The 8,651-nt window shown below is 30.0% G+C and carries 8 protein-coding genes and 1 other RNA gene; 6 read left to right on the top strand and 3 right to left on the bottom strand.

Annotated elements, in window-relative coordinates; translation table 11 throughout:
• On the top strand, positions 1-1,520 hold a 1,520-nt coding region (gene dnaK / locus ACOYLT_RS09015), incomplete at its 5' end, for a molecular chaperone DnaK (RefSeq protein WP_422853528.1).
• Between the two features lie 38 nt (positions 1,521-1,558).
• Here dnaK and ACOYLT_RS09010 read toward each other — a convergent pair.
• Complete coding sequence (locus ACOYLT_RS09010; RefSeq protein WP_422853527.1) at positions 1,559-2,455, bottom strand: Brp/Blh family beta-carotene 15,15'-dioxygenase; 897 nt, start codon at positions 2,453-2,455, stop codon at positions 1,559-1,561.
• A 114-nt stretch (positions 2,456-2,569) separates the two neighbouring features.
• On the opposite strand from ACOYLT_RS09010, the gene ACOYLT_RS09005 reads away from it, so the two are divergent.
• Positions 2,570-3,295: a bacteriorhodopsin-like gene (locus ACOYLT_RS09005; RefSeq protein ID WP_422853526.1), complete on the top strand. Its 726-nt coding sequence runs from the start codon at positions 2,570-2,572 to the stop codon at positions 3,293-3,295.
• 53 nt (positions 3,296-3,348) lie between these two features.
• Here ACOYLT_RS09005 and ACOYLT_RS09000 read toward each other — a convergent pair whose 3' ends face one another.
• Positions 3,349-4,398: a glutaminyl-peptide cyclotransferase gene (locus tag ACOYLT_RS09000; RefSeq protein ID WP_422853525.1), complete on the bottom strand. Its 1,050-nt coding sequence runs from the start codon at positions 4,396-4,398 to the stop codon at positions 3,349-3,351.
• A gap of 85 nt (positions 4,399-4,483) precedes the next feature.
• Between ACOYLT_RS09000 and ffs the strand changes: the two genes are divergently transcribed.
• The 3 genes from ffs to fsa all read left to right on the top strand — a co-directional run bounded on the left by ffs (position 4,484) and on the right by fsa (position 6,367).
• An RNA gene (gene ffs, locus ACOYLT_RS08995) (signal recognition particle sRNA small type) lies at positions 4,484-4,582 on the top strand.
• Positions 4,583-4,781: 199 nt separating this feature from the next.
• Positions 4,782-5,591 (top strand): SDR family oxidoreductase, encoded by an 810-nt coding sequence (locus ACOYLT_RS08990; protein WP_422853524.1) that lies wholly within the window; start codon positions 4,782-4,784, stop codon positions 5,589-5,591.
• A gap of 119 nt (positions 5,592-5,710) precedes the next feature.
• Complete coding sequence (fsa, locus tag ACOYLT_RS08985; protein ID WP_422853523.1) at positions 5,711-6,367, top strand: fructose-6-phosphate aldolase; 657 nt, start codon at positions 5,711-5,713, stop codon at positions 6,365-6,367.
• A gap of 46 nt (positions 6,368-6,413) precedes the next feature.
• Here fsa and ACOYLT_RS08980 read toward each other — a convergent pair whose 3' ends face one another.
• Positions 6,414-7,823, bottom strand: a complete 1,410-nt coding sequence (locus ACOYLT_RS08980; RefSeq protein ID WP_422853522.1) for a hypothetical protein — start codon at positions 7,821-7,823, stop codon at positions 6,414-6,416.
• Positions 7,824-7,975: 152 nt separating this feature from the next.
• Between ACOYLT_RS08980 and ACOYLT_RS08975 the strand changes: the two genes are divergently transcribed.
• A partial coding sequence (locus tag ACOYLT_RS08975) for an ABC-F family ATP-binding cassette domain-containing protein (RefSeq protein WP_422853521.1) occupies positions 7,976-8,651 on the top strand: 676 nt, incomplete at its 3' end.

Here is an 8,651-nt window from a genome sequence, read left to right as displayed (position 1 = left end):
AAACTGCCGAAGACTACTTAGGTCAAACAGTAACAGAAGCAGTTATTACGGTTCCAGCCTACTTTAATGATGCACAACGCCAAGCTACAAAAGAAGCTGGTGAAATTGCAGGTTTAAAAGTTATGCGCATCATCAACGAACCAACAGCAGCAGCATTGGCTTATGGTTTAGATAAAAAAGGAATTGACCAAAAAATTGCAGTTTACGATTTAGGTGGTGGTACCTTTGATATTTCTGTTCTAGAACTAGGTGACGGAGTATTTGAAGTGTTATCAACAAATGGTGATACTCACCTAGGTGGCGATGACTTTGACCAAGTAATTATAGATTGGATGGCTAACGAATTTAATACCGAAGAAGGTATCGATTTGCGTAAAGACCCAATGGCATTACAACGTTTAAAAGAAGCTGCCGAAAAAGCAAAAATTGAGTTATCTTCTTCTACACAAACAGAAATTAACTTGCCTTATGTTACTGCGACTGCTACTGGTCCAAAACACTTAGTTAAAAGTTTAACTCGTGCTAAATTTGAACAATTAGCAGAATCTTTAGTTAAACGTTCTATGGAGCCTGTTGCTAAGGCTTTGAAAGATGCTGGTTTATCAACTTCGGATATTGATGAGGTAATCCTAGTTGGAGGTTCTACAAGAATACCAGTTATTCAAGAACAAGTTGAAAAATTCTTTGGTAAAAAACCATCAAAAGGAGTAAATCCTGATGAAGTGGTTGCTATTGGTGCAGCTATTCAAGGTGGCGTTTTATCTGGAGATGTAAAAGATGTATTGTTATTAGACGTTACGCCTTTATCATTAGGAATTGAAACTATGGGAAATGTAATGACTAAATTAATTGAGTCTAACACTACTATTCCAACCAAAAAATCACAAGTATTCTCTACAGCTGCAGATAACCAACCAAGTGTTGAAATCCACGTAATTCAAGGAGAAAGAACTATGGCAGCAGACAATAAGACAATCGGTCGTTTTCACTTAGATGGTATTCCACCAGCACCAAGAGGAGTTCCTCAAATTGAAGTTACTTTTGATATTGATGCTAACGGAATTATTAAAGTTTCGGCTACTGATAAAGGTTCAGGAAAATCACATGACATTCGTATCGAAGCTTCCTCTGGTTTAACTCCAGAAGAAATCGAAAGAATGAAAAAAGATGCTGAAATGAATGCGGAAAGCGATAGAGTAGCTAAAGAAAAAGCAGATAAATTGAATGAAGCTGACGGTATGATTTTCCAAACAGAAAGTCAATTAAAAGAATTAGGAGATAAATTAACTGACGATCATAAAGTAGGAATTGAAGCTGCTTTAACTGAATTGAGAATGGCGCACCAATCACAAGATTTAGAAGCTATTCAAAAAGGGCTTGATAATATTAATGCCGCATGGAAAGTTGCAACAGAAGCTATGTATGCTCAAGGTGATGCAGGTCAAGCTCAAGAAGCTCCATCACAACCAGAAGCTCAAGGTGATAATACACAAGATGTAGAGTTTGAGGAAGTGAAATAACAACTTTTAAAAATAAGCTATAAAAACCGGGTAAGTTATTACTCGGTTTTTTTATGTTTTAAATTGAACATTCTCTCTATTACAAAAACATGTGGAAAAGTTATAGCTGCTAAAAAAGAAAAGAATATAGAATCAAATATTTTATAATCTTTAAGTAAAAAATACAAAACTACTATACCAAATAATGAAATTAACCAATAAAGAAAAGCCGATTTACAATATGCCTTAAAATTTTTAAGTGATACTTTACCGTATAAAAATTTTATTTGATCAAGCAGTGAAGGTATGCTGTGCCAAAAAATAAAATAAATTACAAAAGCCCAAATTAAATCACCAACTTTAAAAATAATTGCGAAAACTATAAGATACAATATTTCAACAACCAATATTTTTTGAAATACTTTACTACTAAAATAGTTATAACTAAACAAAGCTGCTAATAAAAAACCGTTAAGTTTTAATAGTAAAGAAATACTAATAAATGTAAATTCTATTCCTGTTATTCCAAGCATTATAGCTATAACTTCATTATTGTGAAATTGAAATAATAACAATAAAATAAATAAGCCATATGTTGTATAGAATAAAGTGTTTATAATTTTATGATCATACAAATTTTTATTTTCCCAATGTTGTTCTCCAAAATGATAACTGCTAACAATTATAAATAAAAGCATTGCTAGCCAAGGAATAAAGCTAAATAATAGTACTGCAATGAATATCACTATTAAATAATTAAATAATGTTTTCCAATATGATTTAGACTCCTCTTTATATATTTTTTTTATTAAGAGTAAATCATTAGCACCATGCACAATCCCAAACGATAATATTAATATAAAACCTACAATAAATTGAGTTTCATTTTTTATGAATGAAGTGAGCCACAAACCTAAAAAGCTTGTTAGTATTGATAAATTTGTAATTTTAGACATACTATTTTAAATAATTTTTAAATATAAATATAAAAAAACAATTAAAAAATTTTTTTATTTGTTTCAATTTTTTTAGCTTTGTTTAAACAATTAATCAATTTAAACCATTATTTTATGACAAATTTTATTTCATCAACAGCATTGATTGCTAAAATGTTACCAACAGATTATGTTGGATTTACTTTTTTTGTTGGCTGTATGGCTATGATGGCTGCTTCAGCTTTTTTCTTTTTATCACTTAACCAGTTTGATAAAAAGTGGCGTACTTCTGTATTAGTTTCGGGTTTAATTACCTTTATTGCAGCAGTTCACTATTATTACATGAGAGATTATTGGGCTTCATTCAATGAGTCTCCAACATTCTTTAGATATGTTGACTGGATTTTAACAGTGCCATTAATGTGTCTTGAGTTTTATTTAATTTTAAAAGTTGCTGGCGCAAAACAAAATTTACTATGGAAAATGATTTTCTATTCAGTAGTTATGTTAGTAACTGGTTATTTTGGAGAAGCTGTTTATCCAGAAAGTGCTCAGGTTTGGGGATTCATTTCAGGTGTTGCTTATTTTGCAATTGCTTATGAAATTTGGTTAGGAAGTGCTTCTAAATTAGCAAAAGAAGCTGGTGGAAATGTTTTAGCTGCTCACAAAATTTTGTGTTGGTTTGTATTAGTAGGATGGGCTATTTATCCTTTAGGATATATGCTAGGTACTGAAGGTTGGTACACAAGCATATTTGGAAAAGGTAATGTAGATGTTGCTTACAACATTGCAGATGCAATTAACAAAATTGGTTTCGGTTTAGTTATCTATACTTTAGCTGTGAAATCTCAAAAAGATTAATTAATTATATTTTTTTTTAAAACCGAGCAATTTTGCTCGGTTTTTTTTTGCATTTAATTCAATAGTTTAATTTCAAAAGTTTTATTCCAGTTCTTCCCTGTAACAAAGATGGTATTTGTTTTTTTGTTGTAAGCTATACCGTTTAATACTTCTGCTTCTTTATTTGTTACTTTAGCTCGTAAAGCTGATAAATCCATTACACCTTCAACAGCTCCAGTTTTTGGATTAATTATGGCTATAGCATCTTTTTGCCAAATATTACCAAAGATTTTACCGTTTATCCATTCTAATTCATTTATGCTTTTGATTTTACTATCATTAGTATACACATTAATAAAATCAGTTAATTTTTGGGTATCAGGATTCATAGTCCAAATTTTTTCTGTTCCATCTGAATGATAGATATTTTTTCCATCATTAGTCATTCCCCATCCTTCAACTTTTTTATCAAAAGTAAATGTTCTTAATTTTTTTAAGGTGTTAGCATCATAAATAAAACCTTTTTCATTCTGCCATGTAAGTTGGTATATTTTATTATTAATAACTGTAATTCCCTCGCCAAAATATTGTTGGTCAATACTAACTTTTTTATATGATTTTCCAGTTTTATAATCAATTTTTGCAAAATAAGATTTACCATTTTGTCCAGTGCTTTCGATCAAAGTATCACGAAAAAATTCAAATCCTTCGTTAAAAGCATCAACATCATGTGGATAGGTATTAACTACTGAATACTTAAATAATTTCGGAATAACATTTGAGGAAATTTCAACTCTCGTTTTGGTAGAAACTGTATCGCCTTCAAAATAAACTAAAGCTTTAATATTTTGATAACCTAATTTTATTCCTCTTGAATCTAATGTGAATTTTTCATTGCCTTTTACAGACTTAACTCTATTGTCATTAGCATAATATACAATACTGTCAATGGTTTTGTTTTTTGGATTTAATAAAGTTAAATCAACTTTTTCTGTTACTTGATACATAGGCTTTATTGCGCTATCATCGAAACTGAAATAGTTCTCTCTTTCTTTTTGACTATCATTGCAGCCAACAATGTTAAAAGCTAATAAAATAGTAATTAGGGGATTATAAAGTTTCATTTTGTGGAATTTATTTTTTACATACAAATATATTTATAAAGCTATCAAATTCTTGCAAAAAAATAAAAAGATTGTATATTTGCACTGGCAAGTCCTACACGACCAGCTCCTGCAAAATCCTCCAGGATGGGAACATAGCAAAGGTATGTGGTTGTAGCGGTGCGATGTAGGTAGCTTGCCATTTTTATTCCGAACTTGGTTCGGATTTTTTTTTATAACAACATCTGAATTTATTATTTTAGTTTTTAGAAAAAAGATATCAAAAATTACTTTTAGTTTTTATCTTTAAACTTTAAATTTCAAACCATAGTTTGAATGGTTAAGTCAATACATATATTAAATAAGGTAGATGGCTTTTGTAAAGTTTTTATAAAAAATAATTAATGAGTAAAGTAGTTTTAATCACGGGTGGTTCATCAGGAATTGGAAAAGCAGTTGGTGAGTTTTTATTTCATAAAGGTTATACCGTTTATGGAACAAGCAGAAATCCAGAAAAAATATCAAATTCTATATTTCCTTTAATAGCACTTGATGTTCGAAATGTGGAGAGTATTAAAAATGCTGTTGAGAAAGTTGTCGCCTTATCAAAAAGTATAGATATTGTAATAAACAATGCTGGAGTTGGAATAACTGGACCTATAGAAGAAACACCAACAGATGAAATGAGAAACAATTTTGAAACTAATTTTTTTGGTCCCATAGAAGTTATAAAAGCTGTTTTGCCTAATATGCGTAAACAAAAATCGGGGTTGATAATCAATATTACGTCTATTGCTGGTTACATGGGATTGCCTTATCGTGGAATATATTCTGCTTCAAAATCAGCCTTAGAAATAGTTACAGAAGCTATTAGTATCGAAGTGAAACCATTTGGAATCAATTTAGTTAATGTGGCACCAGGAGAATTTGCAACAGATATAGCCTCGCATCGTTATCACGCTCCATTTATTGAAGGTTCTGTTTATGAAACACCTTATAAGAATACTTTAAATAAGATGAATTCACATATGCATACTGGTGGTGATCCAACCGATTTAGCCGTAGTAATTTATCAAATCATTAATGATAAAAGCCCAAAATTGCATTACAAAGTGGGTGCTTTTATGCAAAAATTTTCTATTGTATTAAAACGAATTTTACCCGATAGAATTTATGAAAGTATGTTGATGAATTATTATAAACTTAGTGATTAGCAATAAGGAAAATGGTATGAATTTTTTGATGAGAAATAAGTTTCAATTTCAAATTTGCTGTTGTACTTTTGTATTTTAATTTTGAAAAACAACTTATACATTATATAAACAACTAAATTATGAAATTTTTTATCGACACTGCCAATCTTAACGAAATTAAAGAAGCACAAGCGCTTGGAGTTCTAGATGGCGTTACCACTAATCCTTCGTTGATGGCTAAAGAAGGCATCACAGGAAAAAATAATATTCTAGTACACTATGTTGACATTTGTAACATTGTTGATGGTGACGTTAGTGCAGAAGTAATTGCTACTGATTATGAAGGAATGATTAAAGAAGGTGAAGAATTAGCTGAATTGCACGAACAAATCGTAGTAAAATTACCTATGACAAAAGAAGGAATAAAAGCGTGTAAATATTTTTCAGATAAAGGGATAAGAACTAATGTTACTTTAGTGTTTTCTGCGGGTCAAGCATTGTTGGCTGCAAAAGCTGGGGCTACTTATGTTTCGCCTTTCTTAGGAAGATTAGATGATATTTCTACTGACGGTTTGGCGTTGATACAAGAAATTCGTGATATCTATGATAACTATGCTTTTGAAACTCAAATTTTAGCAGCGTCTATTCGTCATACAATGCACGTTGTAAACTGCGCAAAAATTGGTGCAGATGTTATGACTGGTCCATTATCTTCAATTTTAGGATTGCTAAAACATCCATTAACAGATATTGGTTTAGCTCAATTTTTAGCGGATTATGCTAAAGGAAATCAATAAAAAATGATAGTATAAAAAGGGTTTTCTGATGAAAGCCCTTTATTTATTAGTTCAAACTATCCTCAAAGTGCACATCGAAAATGTTGGTAAATGCATTTTTTATTTTTCCATTATTTCCAGTAACAATAGCTCTGTAGATTTTATTGATAGCCCATTTTGATTTAATGCCTTCAAAATTAGGACATCTTAATTCTGAAATTCCTTTAAAGTTATAATCAGATAAAACTTTTTCAAAATCTTCTTGTGAGTCATTTATATTTATGGCAATAAAATCATAATTTGGGTATTTTGTTTTTAAAGTAAATATTTTTTTATGGGCTGCTTCTAAGTGCGATTTGGCACTATTGGTCCAAAAAAATATTACCGATTTTTTTGTAATTACTTTATCTGATGTAATTTCAATTCTGTTTTTATCGATTAGTTTTACAATAGGTAATTCAAAATTTGGTTTTAATAATTGAATAGCATTCCCAATTTTCAAGATTTCATTTTCATAACTCTTATCAGTAGAATATTTATAGTAAGTATCAATAAATATATTATTATTTACAATATTTTGATCTTCTAGAAGATATTGAAAAGCGATAGTGTTTAAAACTGTATTTTTTACCTTTATATTTTTTATTAGAGTATCTGCAATATTCATTTTATTGATATTGGTCTTCAAAGATAAATCAGCTTCAGAAAAATGGTTATGATAATTAATCGCTCCCATGTTATTTAACATTTGAGTTAAGTACATCACAAATGGCGAATAGAAGGCTAGAACAACATTGTTACAGTCAATATTTTTCCTAAAACTATAAAAGTCCTTCGGCAAACTTTCAAATACATCTTTACCAGTTCTCATCTTATGAATAATTGGATAAAATTCTTTCTTAGAGTAATATTGATAATCTAGAGCAGCTTTTGCATATTCATTAAATTCATCACTCCATTTAATTTCTTCTCTTCTAGCGGAATAAAATTTATTGGCAACTTGATAAGATGAATCAATAGAATAACTAAATTTATTTACATCATAATCCCATATTGGGAACATACTATTTTTATCCTTTTCATTCTTAAGATATTGTTCTATTAGGAAGTTGTTTTTCTGATCTCCACGACCACAAAAAACAACCGAACCATCAAAATCCTTGGAATTGACTCTAACCATGATACTGTCATTTTTATCAAAATAAACATATTGATATTCTCTTTCATGCTTAAAAGTGTACATTCCAGGAGCAAGTGAGTCAAACAGAATAAAAAAACGATTATTTTTGTCTAGTTTTAAAGTATCAATTACTTCATTGTCTTTGCAGAACAGCACATAAGTATTTTTTGGATTAACAATTTCACCGCCAAAATAGGCAACATAATCACTACCTTTAAATTCATTTTTACATGAACAAAAAAGAGTAACAATTGGAATAATAAAACTTATAAATTTTATATTTTTTAAAGATAACATGCTTATAAAACTAATTGACAAAAATATTTAGATGAATTGAATTATTCTGTTAATCAATAGTTAAATAAAGAAGAGTAAAAATCTGAACCTATGATAACAAATACTAAACTCTATTCACTACTTTTGCACAAAATTTAACAAACTTATAATTCATGCTTACAGTTTCTAATTTATCAGTTCAGTTTGGTAAAAGAATTTTATTTGACGAAGTAAATACAACTTTTACTCAAGGCAATTGTTATGGTGTTATTGGCGCTAATGGTGCAGGGAAATCTACTTTTCTTAAAATTTTAGCTGGAGATATTGACCCAACTTCAGGACGAGTTTTTCTAGAACCTGGAAAAAGGATGTCAGTACTTAACCAAAATCATAACATGTTTGATGAGCATACTGTGTTAGAAACTGTTATGATGGGTAACAAAGTCTTGTTTGCCATAAAATCTGAAATGGATACTTTGTATGCCGATTATGATGATAAAAATGCCGATAGAATAGGAGAGTTGCAAGTGCAGTTTGAAGAAATGAATGGTTGGAATGCAGAATCTGATTCTGGTGCTATGCTTTCAAATCTAGGGATTACTGCCGATATGCATTATACTTTGATGAGTGAGATGGAAGGAAAAATGAAAGTTCGCGTTCTTTTAGCTCAAGCCCTTTTCGGAAATCCAGATGTATTAGTAATGGATGAGCCAACCAATGACTTGGATTTTGAAACCATTAGTTGGTTAGAAAATTTCTTAGCCAATTATGATAATACAGTAATTGTAGTCTCTCACGACAGACACTTTTTAGATTCGGTTTGTACACATATTTCTGATATTGATTTTT

The organism is Flavobacterium sp. (genome assembly GCF_049318185.1).
In the GTDB taxonomy this organism is placed as follows: domain Bacteria; phylum Bacteroidota; class Bacteroidia; order Flavobacteriales; family Flavobacteriaceae; genus Flavobacterium.
Note: the sequence above shows the minus strand (reverse complement) of the source record. Positions and strands in the feature narration are given on the sequence as shown.